Annotated in this window: 23 protein-coding genes and 1 pseudogene; 7 read left to right on the forward strand and 17 right to left on the reverse strand. The window is 65.3% G+C overall.

Annotated elements, in window-relative coordinates; translation table 11 throughout:
• Window positions 1-34: 34 nt before the first annotated feature.
• Window positions 35-1009, reverse strand: coding sequence for a DUF2493 domain-containing protein (locus J0A91_RS23590; protein ID WP_069207667.1), 975 nt, complete (start codon window positions 1007-1009; stop codon window positions 35-37).
• Window positions 1010-1535: 526 nt separating this feature from the next.
• Here J0A91_RS23590 and J0A91_RS23595 point away from each other — a divergent pair.
• The gene (locus J0A91_RS23595; RefSeq protein ID WP_169833233.1) at window positions 1536-1700 is read left to right on the forward strand and encodes a hypothetical protein; all 165 of its coding nucleotides are present in this window, start codon (window positions 1536-1538) and stop codon (window positions 1698-1700) included.
• Window positions 1701-1763: 63 nt separating this feature from the next.
• Here the strand turns inward: J0A91_RS23595 and J0A91_RS23600 are convergent, their stop codons facing one another.
• The 14 genes and pseudogenes from J0A91_RS23600 to J0A91_RS23665 form a co-directional block, all read right to left on the reverse strand.
• Window positions 1764-2084 carry a single-stranded DNA-binding protein gene (locus J0A91_RS23600; RefSeq protein WP_069207861.1) on the reverse strand — a complete coding sequence of 107 codons (321 nt, stop codon included), beginning with the start codon at window positions 2082-2084 and terminating at the stop codon, window positions 1764-1766.
• 324 nt (window positions 2085-2408) lie between these two features.
• On the reverse strand, window positions 2409-2846 hold the full coding sequence (locus tag J0A91_RS23605; protein WP_069207668.1) for a hypothetical protein: 438 nt from the start codon (window positions 2844-2846) through the stop codon (window positions 2409-2411).
• Window positions 2843-3109: a hypothetical protein gene (locus tag J0A91_RS23610; protein WP_069207669.1), complete on the reverse strand. Its 267-nt coding sequence runs from the start codon at window positions 3107-3109 to the stop codon at window positions 2843-2845. Before J0A91_RS23610 ends, J0A91_RS23605 begins: the two co-directional genes overlap by 4 nt.
• A gap of 173 nt (window positions 3110-3282) precedes the next feature.
• Window positions 3283-3789 carry a DUF736 domain-containing protein gene (locus J0A91_RS23615; RefSeq protein ID WP_069207670.1) on the reverse strand — a complete coding sequence of 169 codons (507 nt, stop codon included), beginning with the start codon at window positions 3787-3789 and terminating at the stop codon, window positions 3283-3285.
• Between the two features lie 285 nt (window positions 3790-4074).
• A complete protein-coding gene (locus J0A91_RS23620) occupies window positions 4075-4464 on the reverse strand; it encodes a hypothetical protein (RefSeq protein ID WP_069207671.1) in 390 nt (129 codons plus the stop codon).
• Window positions 4448-4789: a type II toxin-antitoxin system prevent-host-death family antitoxin gene (locus tag J0A91_RS23625; RefSeq protein ID WP_240502335.1), complete on the reverse strand. Its 342-nt coding sequence runs from the start codon at window positions 4787-4789 to the stop codon at window positions 4448-4450. The genes J0A91_RS23620 and J0A91_RS23625 overlap by 17 nt, the downstream gene beginning before the upstream one ends.
• A 236-nt stretch (window positions 4790-5025) precedes the next feature.
• Window positions 5026-5532: a DUF736 domain-containing protein gene (locus J0A91_RS23630; RefSeq protein ID WP_069207670.1), complete on the reverse strand. Its 507-nt coding sequence runs from the start codon at window positions 5530-5532 to the stop codon at window positions 5026-5028.
• 173 nt (window positions 5533-5705) lie between these two features.
• A complete protein-coding gene (locus J0A91_RS23635) occupies window positions 5706-6407 on the reverse strand; it encodes a Ros/MucR family transcriptional regulator (RefSeq protein WP_069207672.1) in 702 nt (233 codons plus the stop codon).
• 320 nt (window positions 6408-6727) lie between these two features.
• On the reverse strand, window positions 6728-7207 hold the full coding sequence (locus J0A91_RS23640) for a hypothetical protein (RefSeq protein WP_069207673.1): 480 nt from the start codon (window positions 7205-7207) through the stop codon (window positions 6728-6730).
• Window positions 7208-7399: 192 nt separating this feature from the next.
• The gene (locus J0A91_RS23645) at window positions 7400-7729 is read right to left on the reverse strand and encodes a hypothetical protein (RefSeq protein ID WP_069207674.1); all 330 of its coding nucleotides are present in this window, start codon (window positions 7727-7729) and stop codon (window positions 7400-7402) included.
• Between the two features lie 243 nt (window positions 7730-7972).
• Window positions 7973-9640: an ATP-binding protein gene (locus J0A91_RS23650; RefSeq protein WP_150127129.1), complete on the reverse strand. Its 1668-nt coding sequence runs from the start codon at window positions 9638-9640 to the stop codon at window positions 7973-7975.
• A gap of 82 nt (window positions 9641-9722) precedes the next feature.
• Window positions 9723-10073 (reverse strand): DUF3768 domain-containing protein, encoded by a 351-nt coding sequence (locus J0A91_RS23655; RefSeq protein ID WP_069207676.1) that lies wholly within the window; start codon window positions 10071-10073, stop codon window positions 9723-9725.
• A pseudogene (locus J0A91_RS23660) lies at window positions 10070-10672 on the reverse strand (hypothetical protein); the annotation flags it as partial. The gene J0A91_RS23655 and the pseudogene J0A91_RS23660, both read right to left, overlap by 4 nt.
• Window positions 10673-10855: 183 nt before the next feature.
• Window positions 10856-11275, reverse strand: a complete 420-nt coding sequence (locus J0A91_RS23665) for a MerR family transcriptional regulator (RefSeq protein WP_069207677.1) — start codon at window positions 11273-11275, stop codon at window positions 10856-10858.
• A gap of 71 nt (window positions 11276-11346) precedes the next feature.
• Here J0A91_RS23665 and J0A91_RS23670 point away from each other — a divergent pair, with 71 nt between their 5' ends.
• The 6 genes from J0A91_RS23670 to J0A91_RS23695 all read left to right on the forward strand — a co-directional run bounded on the left by J0A91_RS23670 (window position 11347) and on the right by J0A91_RS23695 (window position 19012).
• Window positions 11347-12009: a cation efflux transmembrane domain-containing protein gene (locus tag J0A91_RS23670; protein ID WP_069207678.1), complete on the forward strand. Its 663-nt coding sequence runs from the start codon at window positions 11347-11349 to the stop codon at window positions 12007-12009.
• Window positions 11996-12361, forward strand: coding sequence for a hypothetical protein (locus J0A91_RS23675; protein WP_240502336.1), 366 nt, complete (start codon window positions 11996-11998; stop codon window positions 12359-12361). Before J0A91_RS23670 ends, J0A91_RS23675 begins: the two co-directional genes overlap by 14 nt.
• A 65-nt stretch (window positions 12362-12426) precedes the next feature.
• Entirely contained in the window at window positions 12427-13692 is a 1266-nt protein-coding gene (locus J0A91_RS23680; protein WP_069207680.1) for a TolC family protein, read from the forward strand.
• On the forward strand, window positions 13689-14855 hold the full coding sequence (locus tag J0A91_RS23685) for an efflux RND transporter periplasmic adaptor subunit (RefSeq protein ID WP_069207681.1): 1167 nt from the start codon (window positions 13689-13691) through the stop codon (window positions 14853-14855). The genes J0A91_RS23680 and J0A91_RS23685 overlap by 4 nt, the downstream gene beginning before the upstream one ends.
• A 3-nt stretch (window positions 14856-14858) precedes the next feature.
• Window positions 14859-18086, forward strand: a complete 3228-nt coding sequence (locus tag J0A91_RS23690) for an efflux RND transporter permease subunit (protein WP_069207682.1) — start codon at window positions 14859-14861, stop codon at window positions 18084-18086.
• Window positions 18087-18097: 11 nt separating this feature from the next.
• A complete protein-coding gene (locus J0A91_RS23695; protein ID WP_069207863.1) occupies window positions 18098-19012 on the forward strand; it encodes a cation diffusion facilitator family transporter in 915 nt (304 codons plus the stop codon).
• A 143-nt stretch (window positions 19013-19155) separates the two neighbouring features.
• Here the strand turns inward: J0A91_RS23695 and J0A91_RS23700 are convergent, their stop codons facing one another.
• Both J0A91_RS23700 and J0A91_RS24985 read right to left on the reverse strand, forming a co-directional pair.
• Complete coding sequence (locus tag J0A91_RS23700) at window positions 19156-19620, reverse strand: hypothetical protein (RefSeq protein WP_240502337.1); 465 nt, start codon at window positions 19618-19620, stop codon at window positions 19156-19158.
• Window positions 19604-20728 (reverse strand): site-specific integrase, encoded by a 1125-nt coding sequence (locus J0A91_RS24985; protein ID WP_240502338.1) that lies wholly within the window; start codon window positions 20726-20728, stop codon window positions 19604-19606. Before J0A91_RS24985 ends, J0A91_RS23700 begins: the two co-directional genes overlap by 17 nt.
• Window positions 20729-21365 lie beyond the last annotated feature (637 nt).

The following is a 21365-nucleotide window of genomic DNA, read 5'->3' on the forward strand; positions in this document are numbered from 1 at the left end:
GCTCCAGCGGAAGCCGGAACCTCTCCAACGGGGGTCATGCCTGCCGTTTGACACGCTGCTGGGCGAGACGGACGACGTGCAGCGGCACCCCTGCCTGGCGTAGCTTCTGGGCAAGGTTCTGCTGGATGCCCGAGCCCTCGCAGATCACCGCTTCGACCGGCTTGAGGTTCAGGATGCGGTCGTTTCGGACGAAGGCTGCGCGGTTGCCCTGGGATCGATCGAGCCGGAACTGGATGACCTTTACGCCGCGCGATGCGGCCCAGGCGTGTGCCACGGCATCGCAACCCTTCGACTGTGCGGTAGTCGCCAGGATCATTTCGGGGATGCGCGCCTTGATGCTGTCGAGCCCCTTCCACAGGAGCTCGCCATCCTCCCAAACCTGACCGCCGGAGAAAGCGACGACGGGCCCCTCGGGGGCGAACTGCTCGCGGCGCTCACGGGCGCGGGAGGCGAGATAGTCGCGGGCGTCGATCATCGATGCGTTGAGCGCGCTCGATACCCGGCTGCCACGCACCGGCGAGAAGGGCTTGCCGGTCTCGACGCGGTACATTTCGGCGGCATGGTCGCGCATGCATTCCATCGCCTCGCGGCATCCCTGCAGCGTCTGGCAGAGCAGTTGCGTATCCTCCAGTTCGGTTGCGTAGATCTCGGATGGGTCATAGGCGCGGGCGAGCTCGCCGAGCTTCTTGGCGGCGTCGTCCTCGCGGCCTTCGATCCGCTTGGCGACGACGTGGAAGCTGTTGGCGAAACCCCAGACGAGGTCGGTCGCGAACGGCTCCATGCGGGTGTCGCGCAGCACGTCGAACATGGTCATCATCATCATCTCGACGGCTGCCCGCACCTGCTCGGGATCGGGCATGTCGAGCGCTTCGGGCGCGTCGACGATGCTGAGCTTCGCCATCTCGCTATGCTCGATGAACGCACCCTCGTAGGTTTCGGTCAGATCCTCGTTCACGCGCGTTGCCGCGATGTGGCTGGCAAGGTCGGCGAAGTTGTTGAAAGAAGTCATAATAGCCTCCGAACAAGTCATGTCTCTCATCCGGGATTGGATGAAAGATGAAATCTCATCGGATGAGCTGGCGACCTTTTGTCAGGGACGCGGGGCTTCTCCCCGCGCCGCGCGAGCGGGGCGTGGGGGAGCCGATTTTCTCAGGGTCCAGAACGAAAGCGAAGCGAAGTGGCGGATCCTGTGAAAATTGGGGGAACCGCGCATCCTTGAGAAAAGGCCTTAAGCTCATCAGACTATGGCGATGAAGCTTGTCTGATACCGAGATGTTAGAGAGAGAATTCGATTTGCCCCGGACGCGAAGTGGCCGGGTTAGCAGCAAATCGTCCGCAGCTTTCCTGGGCGAACGGGTCGATCGGGGAGGTCAAAGCCGGGCTGGGCATGAGACTTGCCATGTATAGCGGCGCGGCGTTGCGGCGGGACGGCCGAGTTTCTATCGGCGGTCGTGGTTCTTTCGTGGATGGCGTCATAGTATCGGCCATCCCGTCACCCAATCCGCCGTCGTTTGATACGTCCGGGAGAATTGAGCATGTCGAACCTTGAAAAAGCCATCGAGGCAGCCGCGCGCGCACTGTGCCGTCGCCAGGGAAATCCCGAAAACACGCGGTTCGAGGGCAAACCGATGTGGCAAAGTTACGTGCCGGAAGCGACAGCCGCGGTTGAGGCCGCTCTGCCGCACCTGCGAGGCGAGTGAGGGTAAGCGTCAAGACCTCGCCGCGGCATCGTGGCGGCGCCCGCAGGCGCCGCCCCGTCCAGGTCAGAAGAAGTCGATCTTGTCGGCGATGATCTCGCAGCCGTAGCGCGTGGTGCCGTCACGGTCTTCCCAGCTCGAATAATGGAGCCGGCCGGTGATCGCGACGACGTTGCCCCTCTCGCGCGACGCGGCGGCCTTGCCGAGACCGTTGAAGCAGGTGACCTTGTGGAATTCGGTTTCCTTGGCGGTGTAGCCGGTGGCCTCGTCGACATAGGTCTTGCCGTCCTTGAGCTTGACGCGATCGGTCGCGACGATGAGGGTGGTGACGCCGCCGCGGGTCTCGGGATCCTTCGCGACCCGACCGGTGATGTTGACGTTGTTCATGGGTTTGCTCCTCATTGGGTCCAGCGGCCTTCCCGCCGGTGACACCGATGAGCGGCGTGCGGGCTTGGCCCACACCGAAGCGCATGCGCAGGGGAACCCCTGAAAGGGAGCTGGCGCGGGCAGCCGCGTAGCGGCAACACGGGCGACGGGAAGGGGTTGTGGTCCGGGACCGTCCCGCCGCAGGTGTCGGGAACAGGCGAAGAAAGGCCGCAGGCCCGGAGACGAGCGGGGACCAGCATGTCGATGTCCGGCCTCTCGCAAGGTCCGAGCGGCGGGCGCCGTCAGCTCGGCGGATAGAATTGCCACGACCGCAGCGCTGCGACCTCAGGACGAGCGGTTCACCTGTGCGATCTTGCCGGCGTCGTAGACGGCCAGCCAGCGGGTCCAAATGGTCTCATAGAGGCTCGCCGGCAGCGACCCATAGGCCACGTCGCCGGTGGGATCACCGGGCGCCGGACGGAGGTCGGGGCCAGGCCATTGGAAATGGTTGAGTTCGGTGAGGATCACCCAGGACCGATCATCGTCGAGACCGAGGCGGGCCTTGGTCCCGACCGGTATCTCGACCGCCAGCGCAGGGTTAGCCGGGGGCGTGTGCGTCACCGGCAGGACGGACACCATCTTGGCGCCGGCCTTGGTTGTTGCGGTCAGCAGGATGGCGCACGGGCAGTCCTTGCTGCCTTCTTCCTGGCCGGCTTTTGCTTCATGGCTCCAGAGGTATGCGTATCGGATGACGAGGCCTGGAACCGGATCAGGAATAGTCACGCGATGGGGCCGACCTCATGGTCGAACGCCGCGGCCGCCGCGCGTGCCCGCGCAGCGCGCACGCCCTCTGCGATATCGTCCGGCACCTCGTCGATCGCATAGACCTGCCGGTCACGGCTCTTGAGGCGCAGATATTCCGCGTGCGACAAGAGCACGAGGCTCTCATGGCCATGATGCGTGATCGTGAGCGGGCTCTCGAGCGCCTGGCGGCTGAAGCGACCAAACGACTTCGATACCTCGACGGAACTGGCAGTCTGGGGCATACCTAATCTCCTATCCGGAAAGTACGGATTTTCCGGATAGATTGCAAGACGAATTGGGTGGGCGCTTTCGCACGAACGAAGACAGGGCCCGCTTCGCTGGGGGAGCGAAGCGAGCCCTGTGAGGGGCCGCGCGCCGGTTGTGGCGCGCGGTCGGGGGAGTGCGATGGCGAGGTTCAGTCGGCCATTTCGGGCGTGCGCGCACCGCGGCGGCGGCCGCCCGAGGCGGGCTCGTTGCCGAACGCGCCCTCGGCCGAGGAGTCGCCAAGGCCGTCGGGACCCGCCGGGGGAACGGGCGCGTCGGCGCCGGGAACCGGCGGCAGGCCGTCATCGGAGGCGGCGGTGTCGGTGGGCGCGTCGCGGCGGCGGGTCGGGCGCGACCAGACGATGTTGTACGAGCCGTCCTCCTGGCGGAAGGCCGAGAGGTAGAGCGGCTTGTCGAGGCTGGGATCCTCGATCTTGCCGTTGAGGAAGGTCTCGCCGGTCGAGTTGGAAGCCAGCTCGAACAGCGCGCCGACCTGGACCCACTGACGGGCGGCGGACAGCGCGAGGATTTCGAACTTGGGGGCGCGCGGGTTGGTCGACTGGACCGTGCGCAGGGCGATGACGATCGCGACGGTCAGCGTCGAGATCTTGCCGGTGTAGGTGCCGCTGGCGTTCTGGGTGATGGTACCGATGTTCATGGGGAATATCCTTGAGATGTGCTGCTCGAACCCCTTGTTCGAACACACTCTCTCCCCCACTCAGCTCCTCGGCCGTTCGGCCGAGTAAGGCGCGCCAGCGCCGCTCCGACCTGGCGCCACTTCGGCGCCGTCGGGTCGTCCTAGTCGTTACAGATGCCAGCGGCGGTACGGTGTCAGGCGTCGGCTGTCGGGGTGTCGGTGAGCCGCCTATGCGGGCGCGCGGGTGCTTGGCGAGGGCAACCGCGGGGCCTCGGAGCGAGACGCCGGCGGGTGGGCAGCTAGGCGTCAGTCCCGATTGATGCCTTTGGCGTTAGCTCGCAGTGCGGAGAGGATCGTGTTTGTAAACCCGGGCGGCATGCGGCCGGCGACATAAGACGGTTCGGCCGTAACCGGCCTGATATCGTATCCGATCCAGGTGAAGTGATTATATTGATCGACGATGACCGACGTTCCACGGGCCAACCCGGCGCGATCGGCGACGGCGTCCGGAATCGGCAGCGTCGAGCCCGTCTTGTCGGCTTTGGTAGTGATCGCCAGAGTAAACACGCGCGCGCCATCGACTTGTGCGACCATGACGGGACGCGTTTTGATGCCCTCCTCGCGGCCAGCCTCCTGTTCGTGCGTGAACAGGTAGACATAGTGGAGAATGTCGCCGACTTTAGGAGGCGGCGTCATCGTTCCATCGGTCGGCAGCAATTTCCTCGGGTGTCGGGCGGGCGGCTTCGAACAGTGCGGCATGCTCGTCGGTCATGTCGGCAGCATCGACTGCTTTGAGGTCGAGCACTGCGAGGATTTGACCGGCGGCGATGCGCTCTATCCGGTCGAAATAAGATGCCTCCGCAATCGTGATATCCGGCCGCCCATGCTTGGTGATGGTCACAGGCGTTCGTCGACCGAGGTCGAGATACTGACCCGTATGATTGTGGAAGGTCGTGAGCGGGACCTGATCTCTGGTCGTTCGCGCGAGCGGTGTTTCAACGGTCATGGCGTTCTCGAACATTTGGAATACTCCCATAATAGCAAATATGGCCATTTTAGCAAGTTGGCCTAGCGTCCGGCTTAGAATTGGGCTTCCCCTCGCGCGCAGAGGCGCTGGGTGATGGCGGACAGAGTGCATCTCCTGCCAGATATTGGGTGAACGAAGACAGGGCCCGCTTCGCTGGGGGAGCGAAGCGAGCCCTGTGAGGGGCCGCGCGCCGGTTGTGGCGCGCGGTCGGGGGAGTGCGATGGCGAGGTTCAGTCGGCCATTTCGGGCGTGCGCGCACCGCGGCGGCGGCCGCCCGAGGCGGGCTCGTTGCCGAACGCGCCCTCGGCCGAGGAGTCGCCAAGGCCGTCGGGACCCGCCGGGGGAACGGGCGCGTCGGCGCCGGGAACCGGCGGCAGGCCGTCATCGGAGGCGGCGGTGTCGGTGGGCGCGTCGCGGCGGCGGGTCGGGCGCGACCAGACGATGTTGTACGAGCCGTCCTCCTGGCGGAAGGCCGAGAGGTAGAGCGGCTTGTCGAGGCTGGGATCCTCGATCTTGCCGTTGAGGAAGGTCTCGCCGGTCGAGTTGGAAGCCAGCTCGAACAGCGCGCCGACCTGGACCCACTGACGGGCGGCGGACAGCGCGAGGATTTCGAACTTGGGGGCGCGCGGGTTGGTCGACTGGACCGTGCGCAGGGCGATGACGATCGCGACGGTCAGCGTCGAGATCTTGCCGGTGTAGGTGCCGCTGGCGTTCTGGGTGATGGTACCGATGTTCATGGGGAATATCCTTGAGATGTGCTGCTCGAACCCCTTGTTCGAACACACTCTCTCCCCCACTCAGCTCCTCGGCCGTTCGGCCGAGTAAGGCGCGCCAGCGCCGCTCCGACCTGGCGCCACTTCGGCGCCGTCGGGTCGTCCTAGTCGTTACAGATGCCAGCGGCGGTACGGTGTCAGGCTTCGCCGGTCGGTGCTTCAGCAGTTCCCGCCTTGCGGCGCCGGGGTTTCTTAGCGGCGGACGGTGCCGGCGCGGGAATAGTGTCGCCCTTGGCTTTCCGGGCGCGCCGCGGCTTTGGCTGTTGGGGGATCGCGGGCTCGCTCGCCGGTTGTTGTGTCTCAGGGGGTTGTGCGGGAATGGAAACAGTGGCTGCCTTGGTTTTTTGGGCGCGCGCCGGCTCTGGCTGTTCCGGGATCACGCCGTCGCTCACTGGTTGTGTCGCCTCAGCGGGCGCTTCTGCGGTTCGAGGTTTACGGCCAAGGCCTAGGCGCTTCGCCACTTCGCGACGCTGCGCGGAATAACCGGGCGCGACCATTGGGTAGTCGGCCTTGAGCCCGTAGCGCGCACGGTATTCGGCAGGGGTCAGACCGTGCGTACCGAGATGCCGTTTCAGCGTCTTGTAGGGCTTGCCGTCGATCATCGAGATGATGTGATCGGGCGAAGCGAGGCTCTTGCGCGCTGTGACGGCAGGCGCGAATTCGGTCTCGGCTGGCGGCGCGTCTTCCGCAGGAACGATGGCTTCGCTTGAGATGCCGGCGATCGCAGCGTGTGTTTTCGCAATGAAATCGGGCACGGCGTCCGGGGCGATATTGTTGTGGGCGACGTAGCTTGCGACAACTTCAATCGTCATGGCGACAAGGTTATTTTCTTCGGGCACCAGTAGCTCCCCAGGCAAAGGTTCGTCATAGCGGTCTGGCCAGACGAATGCACGTTATGGCGCTCTGTGAGCGCCAGGCAAGTATTGGTGGTAGGTCGTGGGCCATTTCCGATATCGGCGTTCGACATTTGGTCTAGAAAGAGGATGGTCAGGCGGCGAGATTGCGGCCCGGAACGCCACGGCGCTATGGTGTCCTGCAGTGTCGAGATTGACCGTATTCGTGCCCTCGCGAAGAGGCATGTCGGCGTCGGTGCTGGTGATGGCAACGCCCAAAGCAGCCTTGGTATAACTATTCGGCATGGATTCTTTCTCGGCTAAGGCTAGGAAAGGTCGGGTACCGATGGCTCGGCGAGCGCGTCTCCTTCGACTATCAGCGGCGGTACCGTGGCGTCGGCCGCGTCGAAATAGGTGAGCACGGCCTCGAAGGAGCCCAGAGCCACCAACCTCTCGCGGGCGATGACAACTTCGTCGTCCTCGGTCACGGCATAGGGGCTGGGACTGCCCGTCCCGGTGAAGACGACGCGTTCGGGCCCGAATTGTCCGGCACAGCCGCCGGACCAACGGGTAAATGGTAGGCGGTGCGCGAAGCACCAGGCCTCCAGTTCACTGAAACGACCCCAGGTGACTTCATGGGCGTAGAGATAGAGCGGCTTGCCGATCTCCCTGTGTCGAGGCTCGAAGGGCTCGCCGTCCCACTTGGCGGATAGGCCTTCAAGGGTGATGATGTCGACAAGCTCGGCGAAGGTGGACGCGGTCAGCGTCCCGCCTAGCGCAATCGAGGCTGAGACTCGGTCGGCCATAGTGGACTCCTTCGTGGTAAAATTGGCTTGGCTGAGGTCGATGCGAGGCGTGCGTCGCAGTTCACGCGCCGCAGCGGCTGCGCGTCATCGATCAACTTATCGGGTACGGAGCCGACGCTCGGCAACATTCGAGGTTCGGCGCGGGAGATGACGACAGTGGTGATGCTCGGAGCGTTTGCGCTCAGGACGGTATCAGTGGATTGAGCCGAAGATGCGCCGTTTGGCCGTGGCCTGATGGTCGCTGTCCTTGACGCCGATCGTCGTGCGCATCTCGGTCGTAAGGCGTTCGGCGAGGTCTGTCGGGATGTCGGCAAAGGGCGCGACGATCGCGATCGCGGCCTCGGCGGTCGGAAGCTCGCCAGGCGCGGTGCCATGCCAGATGAGCGGTTCGCCCTCCTCGGCCTCGGCCTCGGTGCGGAAGAATACCTGCGCGAAGAAAGTCTGAAGCGGCCGATCCCAGCCGATCGTCACGCTGATGACGTCCGCGATCTCGGCCTTGGGGTGAAGATTGTGCCGGCTCATCCAATCGTCCTCCGGATGCGATGTTGTACGTGGCGCGCAGCGCCCTCGGCGCTACTGATCGCTTTGCCTGCCGCCGAGGCAGCCTGGCGGGCGCCGGCCTGTCGCAGCAGGGTACGCGCTTCGCGCAGTCGTTCAACGGCTATTGCAATGGCTTGGCCCTGATCAGGTGTGGCTGGAGTGATCCGGCGCATGGGGATTTCCGGTCTGATGTCGAGAAAACAGGATGCCGAGCGTCGGGAATGCTCAAAGCTGGACGGCGTCGATCGGCTCGGACGGATCGATATCGAGCTCCAAGGTATCGCGGCCGATACTGGCGTAAAGCTTTCGGCCCTCGGGGACGAACCATTGAACCCGATGGGCGAGCACCGCTCTGAGACGCTCGAGTATTGCCGCGTCGTCGCCCATGAGGATTCGGGTCGCGATCTCGCGCGCGTCAAGGAGAAAGCGGTCACGCTGCGTATCCCAACTGTCGGCGTCGCGATCGTCGCTGGAGGAAAAGCAGGCACCTTCTAAGAGATCGACCAGCTCGGCCGGCGTGATTGCTTCGCGGGAGGTCAGGACAACATTGGCATCGTCGACCGTCCAGAAGCTGCCTTCGTCATATTCGATCATGACTGGAGCTGGGATTGTGACGGTTTCGGGCGTTGTGCCCGCGACGGTGATTACCAAGTCTAGACGGTCGACGAGGCCGCCTTCGACGCCTGGAAGATTTGTTTCATCGTAGCGGAACGTTTCGCCGGCGCGTTCGATCTCGAACGCCATTCCCGTGATGCGCGACAGGCGGTCGTACCATGAATAACCTTCCATCTTTGGATCTAGTGAGGCGAGCCGACCGGCGAAGCGGGCGTCACGGTCTAGCGCGAAATGCGCGCATTGTTCGATCGGTGGCGCGAACGATTCAACGATGAGGAGTTCGTCGATCGATGTGAGCTTACTTCTGGTTATCCCGTTGTGGGGGTCCGCGGTTGCTGGTGCCCATTCGATCAATTCGGGACGGGCCTCAGGCAGGTAGACCCCAAGCTTCTCGGCCTCGGCCCAATGCTCGAACGGGAGCCGGTGACTGGCGCGCTTTTGGATATGGCGATAGATTGCGCGCGTGGCGTTCCGGCGGAGCTGACGCAGCGCGTCGTTCTCGATCATCTCCTTGCGGGCCGGCAAAACGAGCTGAAGTTCGGGGGCGTCGACAATATCGACGCGAACGCACCAGCTGACGTCGCTTTCGGCGATCGAGGGCAACGCGCCGGGGACGGTTACTCCGTGGAAGTTGATGGAGGCGCTATCCCGGTTGGCGCGGTGATCGTCGAAGACGCCGATGCGGACGCCGTTTTCCTCAAAGACCGCCTTGGCACCGGCGAGCCAGTCCTGTGGCTCGAGGCGTTCGCCGTTGAGGTGAACCCGGATCGGGCAATGGCGCGCGGCGTTCCGGGCCGCCCTGTCAAGCGCGTTTGCCCACGACGTGTCGAGGGCGACGACGATCTCGGTGCCGCGTGGCCTGGCGCAAGGATCGACCGCAATCGCCCGGCCGTCTTCCCAGGCCTCGGGTGCAATCTCGAACTGCCAGCCTTCGCCCGTGGTGTTCGGGCAGGACCGGATGAGGGCGTGCCGGCCGGCGAGACTGAACACACCCATCCCAGCGGGGTCTTCGCGTCTTGCGATCGAGTCATTCCAGCCGGACCGGCCGAGCGCCAGGACGACGGAAGGATCGGCGATGCCGGAGCCGTCGTCGGCAATCGAAAGTTGTGCGATGCCGTCGGCCGCGGTGACGGTCAGCTTGACGGTGCTGGCGTTTGCGCGCCGGGCATTTTGAATCAGCTCGGCGAGCACGTCTTCGATGGTGTTATTGAACAGGCGCGTCACCTTGGTGACTGCGGCGGGATCGACCTGGCTGTGAATGACGGTTGGAAAGGTCACCTTGTTGCTCCTTGCAGCGAGCGGCATCGCTCCCCTGCCCTGCCCCACTCTTCTTTCGATCTGGCGCGTCTTCGCGACCGAGTTAGTCATCCTCGGGCAGCATGATTGTCATGACCCGCGTGGTGACCGATGGATCAGCGGGATCCTCGGAGCCCCATTCAAGCGCGAGATCATAATAATCGATCTTGAAGCGGATGGTCTGGTCGCGGACGAGAAGTTCGCCGCGATCACGCTGCCTGCCGTCTTCGGGCCTGAAGACGTAGCGGCGCACCGCCGCCAGCACCTCGGCCTGGGCCAGGATGATCGCCGCGGGTCCGGTGCGTTCGGACAGCGCGGCGAGGCAGCAGGCAGTGATGAGGATGCGCGCGTTCCGGTCGAGACCGATGCGACACCGATCGTTGAGTTCGGCGATCCGGGAAAGTTTGTCGGTCATATTGCCTCCAAAAGGCCGGCGTTGAAGTTCTCGATCCACGCTTCCATCGTCGGTCGCTCTGCGAGCGGAATGATGCCGGCGGCGTCCTGGAAGCGGATGAGGTCGGTTGGGGCGTCGCGGCGGATCGCGTCGATCTCGGCCTCGGGAAGAAGTCTTTCGCCCCGAATGAAATCGGTGATGCGGCCCGGCTTGGTTTTGGTCGAGCGGCGCCAGAGACCTTCGACCGTGCGAAGCCGAGGTTCGGCGCGCGCTTCGATGAGGACGATCAGGCGAAGGCACCAGGGCGGCAGCGCGCGCACCTCGTCCGGACGAATGGCCCCACAGAAAAAGCAGCTCGATTTCGGGCAAATCGGAAGGCCAGCAGCCTCGATGCGGGCGATGCAGCGGTCGCGTGTCCAATTCCATTCGCGCAGCGGATAGCGGCAGTCGAAGAGCGGATCGTCGAGCGTGGAAGCGTGCGCATAGCGCCGCGTGTCGGCGGGCGAGGCGTCATAGCCGATCAGCCGAACGACCTTCTGGCCGCGGGCCCATGCCGCTTTGGCCGGTGCCCATTGCTTCAGGAAGGCGTCTTGCGGGGCGACCTTCCATTTAAGGCAGCATTAGGTCCGGATCGGTGTGTCTTATTGCCCTCGCAATGCCCGCTTTCCCGCCACTCCCATTCCGTTCTCCCCTTCCAAGACGCCCAATTAGGGCGGGATCGCCCTCAGCCACCGGCGAGTTCGGTTCTTCGTCGCCGGTGCGGATTGGAACGGGCCGACGCAAGCGAGTGTGCCTCAGCTTGATCAGCCAACGGCATTTAAGGGAGCGGGCGCCAAGGCTTCCAGGATTCGGCAATCAGCCACAGTGTTTCGGCTACAGGAGTCGATCAGGCTATCCAGTTCAGACGCGAGTGCCGTCAGGTCGGCGATCTTGCGAGTGATGGCGTCGCGGTGCTGGTTGGCAATGACATCGACAGCCATGCAGGATCGGTCGCGCCGGTCGGCAAGCCCCATCAATTCCCGCACCTGGTCGATCGAGAAGCCGAGATCGCGCGCGCGCCGGATGAACGACAGGCGACGAAGATGGGCGGCGTCATAGGTCCGGTAGTTCGAGGCCGATCGCGCTGGCGCCGGCAGCAAGCCGATCTGCTCGTAATAGCGGATCGTCTCGACCTTGGTGCCGGTCGCCCCGGCCAGTTTTCCGATCGTCAATTGGCTAGACATGGCGCTTGACCCTCTAGTGACTAGAGGGTGCATATAGGCTGCCGGATCGATTCTATCGAGGTGGCGGAAACATGGCCTGCACGAGCTGCGCGTCCGACAAGACGGGCACCTTCAATGACCCGAAATGGCGGCGCGCGCTGTGGATTGCGCTTGCGATCAACGGCGGCATGTTCGGCGTCGAGATCGTCGCTGGCATCGCCGGCGGATCGAAGGCGCTGCAGGCCGACGCGCTCGACTTCTTCGGCGACACCGCGAATTACGCGATTAGCCTGGGCGTCGCCGGAATGGCGCTCACCTGGCGCGCTCGAGCCGCCATGCTGAAAGGCGCGACCCTCGCGCTGCTCAGCCTCTATGTTCTCGCCGCCGCGGGCTGGGCGGCCGTTTACGGCGCCGCGCCCCATGCGCAAGTGATGGGGATCGTCGGCGTCGCCGCCCTGATCGCCAACCTCGTCGTGGCGGTGATGCTCTACCGCTTTCGTGAAGGCGACGCGAATATGCGATCGGTCTGGATCTGCTCGCGCAACGACGCGATCGGCAACATCGCAGTCGTCCTGGCCGCAGGCGGCGTGTTCGGCCTGAACAGTGCCTGGCCCGATCTTGTCGTCGCGGCGCTGATGGCCGCGCTGGGATTGTCGGGCGGCATCCAGATTGTGCGGCAGGCCCGTGCCGAGTTGCGGTCCTTCCCGCCTTCCGTGCCCGTCGATTTCCAAGGATCGTTACATGGCAGCCGGTAAACTGCTACGGGCAGGGTCGATGCACCGTTTTTCGGCCCTTTTCCTCTGTCTGATGCTCGTGCTGTCGCTCGGGTTCGGATCGGTCGCGCACGCGGCCGAGGGGCCAGGCGTCGAGGTGTCCACGGTGACGTCGATCGGCCATGTCGACGGCGATGGCGATCAGGTGCCCGCCGATAGCCAGAAGGGCTATCCGCATCATCATGGTGGATGCCACGGCCACGATATCGGCGTTCCGATGGCGCCCGATCCTGTGGCGTCCGTCACCGGACTGCGGGTAGCCGTGTCGGCATGGGACAAGGGTCCGATGCCGCGCGCGCCTTCGGACCCGGCGCTACGACCGCCCCAAGCCTGAGCGACGTCTAAGCTCCGCCGGGCACGCCCGCGCGGAATCCAGCGTTCGTCAGGAGTCCGTTACCCATGCAGCGTTTTATCGCGGCCCTTTTGGCCGTGGCGTCGTGCGCGTCGATCGCGCACGCGCAATCATCCGAGCCGGCATCGACCAGTCCCCCGCTCACGCTCGAGCGCGCGCTGACGCTTGCCGGCGCAGCCGCGCCTACGCTTGAAGCAGCTACGGCGGGCGTGCGCGCGGCCGAGGCCGGTCGCACCGTTGCCGGCTATCGTCCCAACCCATCTATCGTCGCCGAAACCGAAAATGTCGCCGGCAGCGGTCAGTATCGCGGCGTGCGCAGCGCGGAGACAACGGCAGGGTTGGCGTTTCCGATCGAGCTGGGGGGCAAGCGTTCGGCGCGGATTGCCGTCGCCGACGCGATCGGCAATCGTGCCAGGATCGGCTCGGCCCTCGCCGAGGCCGATCTACGTCTCGCCGTCACCCAACTCTATATCGAGGCCACTGCGGCGGAACGGCGTCTCGTCACCGCGCGCGAACAGGCCGGGATCGCTCGCGAGGCATTGCGCGCGGCGGGCGTGCGCGTGCAGGCGGGACGTGCCTCGCCGCTCGAACAACAGCGTGCTGACGTTCTGCGCATCAACGCCGAAACCGCCGTGGAACGCGCGCAGCGGCTCGCCGACGTCGCCCGCGACAATCTGGCGCGCCGGATCGGCCAACCCGTCACCGACGCGCTCGACATGGCATGGTATGACCGTGTCGAGGGCTATGGTCCGGCGCAGCCGATCGCACCAGCCGGTACGCTTGCGCTCGCCGCAGCGCGCGCCGATGCAACCACCGCCGAGGCCCAGGTCAGGCTTGCCCGATCGCAGCGCATTCCCGACGTGACGCTCAGCGCCAGCGCGCGGCGTCTCGAAGCGACGAACGACGTCGCCGCGGTGTTCGGCGTGTCGATCCCGATCCCCCTCTTCAACAACGGTCGCGCGAGCGTGGCGCAGGCCCGCGCGCAGAGCGATCAGGCACAGGCGCTCCGGCGTGCCGCCGAGCTGGACACGGCGCAGGACATTGCCCGGGCCCAGGTCGAGGTAGCGAATGCGGCCACGTCCGCCCGCAACGCCAGCGGACCTGCGCTCGCATCGGCGACCGAGGCGGCGCGGATCGCGCGGATCGGCTACCGCGAGGGCAAGTTCGGGCAGCTCGACCTTCTCGATGCCGAACGCACCCTCTCCGAGACGCGCACCGCCGCGATCGACGCGCTCGCCACCTATCATGACGCCAAGGCACGCCTGGAACGGCTCGTTGCCGCGGCGCCCTCGCTCGAGGAAAACGACCGATGAAGAAGAACATCGTGCGGGCGCTCGCGCCCATGACACTCGTGATCCTCCTGGCCGGGTGCGGCAAGGGCGGTAGCGAGGCAGGCGGCAATGCGGGCGCCGGGAAGACGGAAGCGGTCGAGGGTGCCGAGGCCAAGGAAGCCCCCAAGGATATCGTCACCCTGTCCGCCCAGCAAGTCGCCGACGCTGGTATCGAGGTCACGCGTCCGACCGTAGGCGGCGAAGCCGGCGCGATCGAGCTGTCGGCGACGATCGAGGGCGATCCGCAAGGCGTCCAGGTGGTGTCGGCAGCGGTCGGAGGACGGCTTGTCTCGCTGACCCGCAATCTCGGCCAGTCGGTCGGGCGCGGTGATCCGCTCGCGATCATCGAGAGCCGGGAGGCGGCCTCGCTCAAGGCCGAGGTCGAAGCGGCGCGCGCGCGCGCCGCCCTCGCCCAATCGAACCTGCGCCGCGAGCAACGTCTGTTCGCCGAACGCGTATCGCCCGAACAGGATCTTGTCGCCGCGCGCACGGCCGCCACGGAAGCGGGCATCGCCCTTCGTCTCGCCCAGCAGCAGTTGTCGGCGACCGGTAGCGGGGGCGGTGCACTCAACCGCATCGCCGTGCGCTCGCCGATCGGCGGTCAGGTCATCGCCCGTTCCGCGACGCTTGGGCAGACGGTCGCAGCCGACGCCGAGCTGTTCCGCGTCGCCAATCTCTCCAAGGTCACGGTCACGACATCGCTGGTGCCGAACGATGCGGGCCGGGTGAAACCCGGTGCCCGCGTCGAGGTGACGGCATCCGGTAGACGTCAGGAAGGCCGGGTGACGTTCGTTTCGCCTGTCCTCGACGAGACGACCCGGTTGGTGCCGGTAATCGCGACGCTCGACAATGCCGGCAGCACGTGGCGGGTCGGCGAGACGGTCAATGTGTCGATCCTCGTGCCCGCAGGCGGGGACCGCACCGTCGCCGTGCCGTCGGCCGCGGTACAGATGATCGAGGACAAGCCGTTCGTCTTCGTCCGCACCCCGACCGGCTTCCGCGCGATGCCCGTGACCCTGGGTCGGACCAACGGCGGTCAGGTCGTCGTGGCCTCCGGCCTGACCGGTTCCGAGCGCATCGCGTCGACCAACAGCTTCACGCTCAAGGCCGAACTCGGCAAGAGCGCCGCGAAAGACGAGGACTGAGCCATGATCGGTCGCATCGTCACCCTCTCCGTCGAGAAGCGTTGGCTCGTCCTGCTTTTCACCGTTGCTGCAGCGTCGATCGGGATCGGCGCGCTGCGTCAGCTCCCGATCGACGCGGTGCCCGACATCACCAACAACCAGGTGCAGATCAACGTCGTCGCCCCTGCCCTCTCACCTGACCAGATCGAAAAGCAGGTCGCCTTCACCGTCGAGACGGCGCTCGCCGGCATTCCCGGCCTTGAATACACCCGGTCGCTCAGTCGCAACGGCTTTGCCCAGGTCACGGCGGTCTTCTCTGCCAAGACCGATATCTATTTCGCACGCGCGCAGGTCGCGGAGCGCCTGCGCACCGCCGAGGAAGACCTGCCCCAGGGCGTAAACCCGGAGATGGGACCGATCGCGACCGGGCTCGGCGACATCTTCATGTGGACGGTCGAATATCGCGAACTCGATCAGACCCGGCACCGCAACGGCGAACCCGGCCTGCAACGCGACGGCAGCTACATCACGCCCGAAGGCGATCACCTCGTCAGCGACGCCGACAAGGCGACCTACCTGCGCACCGTGCAGGACTGGATCGTCACGCCACAGTTGAAGAGCACGGCGGGTCTCGCCGGCGTCGATTCCCTTGGCGGCTACACCAAGGAATATCTCGTCGTCCCCGACGTGCAGCGGATGGCGGCGATGCGCCTCACGCTGCAGGACCTCTCGAGCGCGCTCGACCGCAACAACACGAGCGCCGGTGCGGGCGTCGTCGACCGGAACGGCGAAGGGCTTGCCGTTCGTTCCGATGGGCGCGTGCGCAATGCCGACGAGCTGGCCAGGACCGTTGTCGCCACCCGCGAGGGCGTACCGATCCTGCTCAACCAGATCGCGACCGTTCGTACCGGGCAGGCGCTCCGCATGGGCTCGGCATCCGAAAACGGTCATGAGGTCGTGGTCGGGACCGCGGTCATGCGGATCGGTGAGAACAGTCGCACCGTGTCGACGGGCGTCGCCGAGCGGCTGACGCAGATCGGCCGTTCGCTGCCGGTCGACGTGGTGGTGAAGCCGGTCATGAACCGGACCGAACTGGTGAACTCCACCATTTCCACGGTCGCCCGCAACCTCGCCGAAGGCGCAATTCTGGTCATCGTCGTTCTGTTCGCGCTGCTCGGCAATTTCCGGGCGGCGCTGATCGCCGCGTTCGTCATCCCCATCACGATGCTGCTCACCAGCATCGGTATGTTGGAAGCCGGCGTGTCCGCCAATTTGATGAGTCTCGGCGCGCTCGACTTCGGCCTGATCGTCGATGGTGCCGTCATCATCGTCGAGAACGCGCTGCGCCGCCTTGCCGAGGCGCAGCATGGTCGCGAGGGCGAGCTGACGATGCAACAGCGGCTCGGGTTGGTCGCTGCGTCCGCGCGCGAGATGATCCGCCCATCGGTCTACGGGCAGGCGATCATCATCCTCGTCTATGCGCCGCTCCTCACCTTCACCGGCGTCGAGGGCAAGATGTTCGAGCCGATGGCGCTGACCGTCATCATCGCGCTCGTCTTCGCCTTCATCCTGTCGCTGACCTTCGTACCCGCAGCCATCGCCATCTGGCTCAGCAAGAAAGTGAATGAGAAGGAAAGCCGGGTCGTGGCGTTCCTGCGGCAGCGCTACGAACCGGGGCTCGACGCGGCCATGCGCCGTCCGAGCCTGACGATCGGCGTCGCGATCGGCGCGCTGGCGCTCGCCGGCGTCGCCTTCACCACCCTGGGACAGGAGTTCCTGCCCCAGCTCGATGAAGGCAACATCCTCGTCCAGGCCGTCCGTATCCCCGGCACGTCGGTCGACCAGAGCCAGGCCATGCAGTTCCAGGTCGAAAAGGCGCTCGCCAAGGCACCTGAGGTCCGGTTCGCCTTCTCGCGCACCGGCACGTCGGAGATTGCGTCCGATCCGATGCCGGCGAATGCGACCGACACGTTCGTCATCCTCAAACCCAAGAAGGAATGGCCGGACCCCGGCCTGTCCAAGGAGGCACTGGTCGAGCAGTTGGAAAAGCGTCTCTCCACTCTGCCGGGCAACGCCTATGAGATCACCCAGCCCATCCAGATGCGCTTCAACGAGCTGATCGCGGGCGTGCGCGGCGACATCGCGATCAAGGTGTTCGGCGACGACTTCGGCGAGATGAACGCGACCGCTGAACGCATTGCCGGCATCCTGCGCCGGACGCGCGGCGCGGCAGACGTGCGGGTCGAGCAGACCGAGGGGCTACCGATGCTTGATATCCGCCCCAACCGCACCGCCATGTCGCGGGTCGGGGTGACGGCTGGCGACGTGCAGGACACGGTCGCCGCGGCGATCGGAGGACGACAGGCGGGCGTCATCTTCGAGGGAGATCGACGCTTTCCCGTCGTGATCCGGATGGCGGAAAGCGCACGGTCCGACCTGACCGCGGTCGCGCAGGTGCCCGTGCCGACCGCCAGCGGCGGTTTCGTGCCGCTGTCGACGGTTGCGGATATCGCCGTGGTCGACGGCCCCAACCAAATCAGCCGCGAGAACGGGAAGCGGCGTGTCGTGGTGCAGGCGAACGTCCGCGACCGTGACGTGGCGGGCGTCGTCGCCGACGCGCGCGCCGCGATCGACGCCCAGGTGAAACTGCCTGCCGGTACCTATCTCGAATGGGGCGGACAGTTCGAGAACCTGGCGTCAGCGCGGGACCGGCTCGCCATCGTGGTGCCGATCTGCTTCGCCGTCATCATGCTGTTGCTCTACGGAGCGCTCGGTTCGGTGCGCGATGCGCTGATCGTGTTCACAGGCGTGCCGCTGGCGCTGGTGGGCGGTGTGCTGGCGCTGGTGCTGCGTGGGATGCCGTTCTCCATTTCCGCGGCCGTAGGCTTCATCGCGCTGTCGGGTATCGCCGTCCTCAACGGGCTGGTCATGGTGTCTTCCATCCACGACCTGATGTGTGCTGGCGTGGATCGGGCCGTGGCGGCGCACCAAGGGGCACTCGCCAGGCTCAGGCCGGTGGCGATGACCGCGCTCGTCGCTTCGCTCGGCTTTGTGCCGATGGCGCTAGGACACGGTGCCGGCGCCGAGGTGCAGAAACCCCTCGCCACTGTCGTCATCGGCGGCCTGATCTCGGCGACGCTGCTGACCTTGTTCGTGCTGCCGACGCTCTACGCGCGCTTTGGCACGCGCACGCTGCCGGCACCGTCGAGTGACCATCTCGAACTGCCTCCCCTCCCCGCTCCGGCACATTGAAAGACCAGACGATGCACGACCATGCAGCGGGCGGACACGCCCACGATCATACCGCCGGGGCCAACGCCAAGATGCTGGGGTGGGCGCTGGCGCTGACCACTGCCTATCTCGTTGCCGAAGTCGTCGGCGCGTTCGTCTTCAACAGCCTCGCTTTGCTGTCCGACGCGGCGCACATGCTGACCGATGTCGCCGCACTGGTGATCGCGCTGATGGCGATCCGGTTCGGCCAGAAGCCGGCCGACGACAAGCGGACGTTCGGTTACAAGAGGTTCGAGATCCTTGCCGCGGCCTTCAACGCGCTGCTGCTGTTCGCGGTCGCGATCTACGTGCTGGTGGAGGCCATCCAGCGCTTCCGTCAGCCCGAAGCCGTCCAGTCGACCGGCATGATGATCGTCGCTGCGATCGGGCTCGTGGTGAACCTCGTATCCATGAAGCTGCTGACGTCGGGCAAGGACGCCAGCATGAACGTCAAGGGTGCCTATCTCGAAGTATGGGCGGACATGATCGGCTCGATCGGCGTGATCGCGGGCGCGGTTGCGATCCGCTTCACGGGGTGGACATGGGTCGATCCGATCGTCGCAGTGGGCATCGGGCTATGGGTACTGCCAAGGACCTGGGTGCTGCTCCGCGATACGACCAACGTCCTGCTGGAAGGCGTCCCCGGAGGGATCAAGCTGCCCGAGCTGCGCGCCAGGATCGCCGGGGTCCCTGGCGTTGCCAGCGTGCATGACCTCCATGTCTGGTCGATGTCGTCGGATGATGTAACCTGCACGGTGCACGTTACCCTCCAAGAGGGCGCCGACGCCGATGCGGTCAGAAGGGCGGTTACGGATACGCTCGATCGCCGCTTCGGAATCGAGCATTGTACGATCCAGACGGAGGCAGCAACCGAGCCTTGCGAGGACACGCCGCATCGACACTCGTGAACCTGACGGTCGCAAGATTGCGGCGAAAGCGTTGGACGGCAAGTGGAAGAGATGAGGCCGGTCTCCGCCAGCTCTTTGGGTTCACGCGGCCGCTGACTCGTTCTTTTCACGCGTTTCAAGTGACCCAATTTCGGGGTACGCTTTCAGGCGGCGGGAGGATCGGGCGCTTCGATGTTGGAGTGGATCTGAACGGGCCGGCGCATCCGATCGAGTTTCTGCACGAGCTGCGCATTGCGGCGTTCGAGCCGTTCCGCCTGCTGCTCGGCTTCGACAGCGCGTTTCAGTAGGCTAGCGTTATGTGTCGCGAGGGCGATGTTCCTGGCCTCCGTGTCGCGAAGGGCAGAGCGACTGCGATCGGCCTTGCCGGCGGCCGCTTCAGCGGCGCTCTCACGCTGCGACTGAAGTTCGCGCAGTGCGTCGAGAACACCGCCATGGTGAGTGTAGATGATGTTGCGGCCGACGCCGGCTGCTCGTGCCAGTGCGGCGACCGTTGGTGCGGTGGACGAATTGCTGGTGAGGATACCAAGGGCTTCGCGCAGGCGTGCATCGGTATTTGCCCGTCGGCGCGCCTGCGGGGTCGATAGGTCAGCTTCAGACGTCACCGGCATTTCCTTTGTCGAGATGGTCGAGGATACGGCGAGATTCCAGGATGCGGGCTTCGGCAAGCGCACGGCTTTCGGTATCGAGGTCATCGCGTTGGGTCAGTGCGGTGTTGCGTTCAAGGCGCGCTTCCCAGACCGGCCTATGCCGGTCGGTCACGGCGAAGTTGGCGCAAGTCGAGCAGGTGCTTTGCGTGCGAAGCACCGGGTTCGGCTCGCGTTCGCCACCGTGGCAAGCGGAGGTCTCCCGGCGGTAGAGGCAGTAGCCCCAGTCGCAGACGCCGAGACGCATATCGGTTTCGGCAAGGATTCCGGCGATATAGGCATCGACATCACCCGAGCGCGTGCGTCCGCGGAACGGCGACCGTTCGGAGAGCATGACGCCTGCCTTCCCGGCAACCTGCGGGGCCAGAAGCAGGTCTTCCAGCGCTTTGCGGGTTTCTTCGGCGGCCTGGTCGTCGATCAGCTCGGCAAGCTCGAAGTCGGTGCCGACATAGGCCCGGTCGGTCATCGCGCGGTGGACGTGGCCGAGATGGCGTTGCAGCGCCGTCAGGCCCGTGCGGTCGCGCCGCCCGATAAATCGCGAGAACGTCTTGCGTCCCTGATAGGTGGTGAGGCGCCAGACGCCCCCCTGATGGTCCGGCAAGGCGAGGAACGGCGCAAGCCGCTCGTTCAAGCGAACATTGACCATGGAGGAGGTCAGGTGCTCGACCGGCATCGTCGTTGGGAGCGGCGAACGCCCATAACCGAGTTGATGGAGCCAAAGATTCTTCTTGCCGCTGAGTTCGCGAAGCGGAGCAGAGAGGAGTTCGAGGATGTGGATCGCCCGCTGGACCGGCTCCGGTGCGAGCCAGCGGTGGATGTCGCCATGTTCCGTCAGCGACGTCTTCGTGATCGCGCCGACCAGATAGACATGTTCCTCGCCGTCTCCGTCGGCCGCGCGCCGTTCGAGACAACCCTCCGCAAGTCTAAGGATCTCGGAGGCTCTCGCGCCAACGAGATAGGCGATGACGACGAAGCAGGCATCGCCGAGCCGGTCCAGCATGAACGCCAGGCGGCGCAGCGGCCATTCTGGATTCGGATACCGATCCGCGCAGGGGCACGGCTCGGCCAGCATGGCGCGTCTGACATGCCAGTGCAGCATTCGTCCCGGGTGCGCGGTCGGAGCTGGGCGTATAGGTCTGCGAGACGGTCGCGCAGCGCGATTATCTGGTCCGCAGGATCGCCGAGCAGCTCGATAGCCCCGCTGATGAGCGTCACGGCGATCTCGTCAGGGGTGCAGGGATGGCCGCCATAGGGTTTCCAGTGACGCTTCCCGACCGAGGCGGCGCTAGGCGGCGGCGCCGATGGTGCGTCGTCCAGCTTGTCGCGCTGCATATGGAAGGTGCGGATCGTTCCGAGATGGCCTTCGGCGGTGCTGATCGAAAGTAATGCGCCGTTCCTGCCGCGACGGGCGCGGAGCATCGCCACGAACCGATCGACGGTATCCCTGTCGAGTTCGCTGAAGCATCGGACGTTCTCGGTCGCCATCCATCGCACAAGGAAGCGGATGTTACCGAAGTGGCCGTAGATGGTCTCCTTCCGGAGCGGCATTCGCCCTTCGGGTGGATCGTTCCGCAGCGAGAGCAGGAACAGTTCGGCCGCATGCCGGAGTGGCGTCCACCGATCGCTGGTAAACCGGCTTCCGTCCGGCATCTCGAACCCCCAGCTGAACGTCATAGCGGCGGCCACGCCTTCATTACCGAGCAATGGAG

Origin of the sequence: Sphingomonas panacis (assembly GCF_001717955.1) — a bacterium.
Taxonomy (GTDB): Bacteria; Pseudomonadota; Alphaproteobacteria; order Sphingomonadales; family Sphingomonadaceae; genus Sphingomonas; species Sphingomonas panacis.

Coding starts and splice junctions, on each gene's coding strand:
- J0A91_RS23590 (WP_069207667.1), bottom strand. CDS start 1,009: ATGACTTCTTTCAACAACTTCGCCGACCTTGCCAGCCACATCGCGGCA.
- J0A91_RS23595 (WP_169833233.1), top strand. CDS start 1,536: ATGTCGAACCTTGAAAAAGCCATCGAGGCAGCCGCGCGCGCACTGTGC.
- J0A91_RS23600 (WP_069207861.1), bottom strand. CDS start 2,084: ATGAACAACGTCAACATCACCGGTCGGGTCGCGAAGGATCCCGAGACC.
- J0A91_RS23610 (WP_069207669.1), bottom strand. CDS start 3,109: ATGCCCCAGACTGCCAGTTCCGTCGAGGTATCGAAGTCGTTTGGTCGC.
- J0A91_RS23615 (WP_069207670.1), bottom strand. CDS start 3,789: ATGAACATCGGTACCATCACCCAGAACGCCAGCGGCACCTACACCGGC.
- J0A91_RS23620 (WP_069207671.1), bottom strand. CDS start 4,464: ATGACGCCGCCTCCTAAAGTCGGCGACATTCTCCACTATGTCTACCTG.
- J0A91_RS23625 (WP_240502335.1), bottom strand. CDS start 4,789: ATGTTCGAGAACGCCATGACCGTTGAAACACCGCTCGCGCGAACGACC.
- J0A91_RS23630 (WP_069207670.1), bottom strand. CDS start 5,532: ATGAACATCGGTACCATCACCCAGAACGCCAGCGGCACCTACACCGGC.
- J0A91_RS23640 (WP_069207673.1), bottom strand. CDS start 7,207: ATGGCCGACCGAGTCTCAGCCTCGATTGCGCTAGGCGGGACGCTGACC.
- J0A91_RS23645 (WP_069207674.1), bottom strand. CDS start 7,729: ATGAGCCGGCACAATCTTCACCCCAAGGCCGAGATCGCGGACGTCATC.
- J0A91_RS23655 (WP_069207676.1), bottom strand. CDS start 10,073: ATGACCGACAAACTTTCCCGGATCGCCGAACTCAACGATCGGTGTCGC.
- J0A91_RS23665 (WP_069207677.1), bottom strand. CDS start 11,275: ATGTCTAGCCAATTGACGATCGGAAAACTGGCCGGGGCGACCGGCACC.
- J0A91_RS23670 (WP_069207678.1), top strand. CDS start 11,347: ATGGCCTGCACGAGCTGCGCGTCCGACAAGACGGGCACCTTCAATGAC.
- J0A91_RS23675 (WP_240502336.1), top strand. CDS start 11,996: ATGGCAGCCGGTAAACTGCTACGGGCAGGGTCGATGCACCGTTTTTCG.
- J0A91_RS23680 (WP_069207680.1), top strand. CDS start 12,427: ATGCAGCGTTTTATCGCGGCCCTTTTGGCCGTGGCGTCGTGCGCGTCG.
- J0A91_RS23685 (WP_069207681.1), top strand. CDS start 13,689: ATGAAGAAGAACATCGTGCGGGCGCTCGCGCCCATGACACTCGTGATC.
- J0A91_RS23690 (WP_069207682.1), top strand. CDS start 14,859: ATGATCGGTCGCATCGTCACCCTCTCCGTCGAGAAGCGTTGGCTCGTC.
- J0A91_RS23695 (WP_069207863.1), top strand. CDS start 18,098: ATGCACGACCATGCAGCGGGCGGACACGCCCACGATCATACCGCCGGG.
- J0A91_RS23700 (WP_240502337.1), bottom strand. CDS start 19,620: ATGCCGGTGACGTCTGAAGCTGACCTATCGACCCCGCAGGCGCGCCGA.
- J0A91_RS24985 (WP_240502338.1), bottom strand. CDS start 20,728: ATGCTGGCCGAGCCGTGCCCCTGCGCGGATCGGTATCCGAATCCAGAA.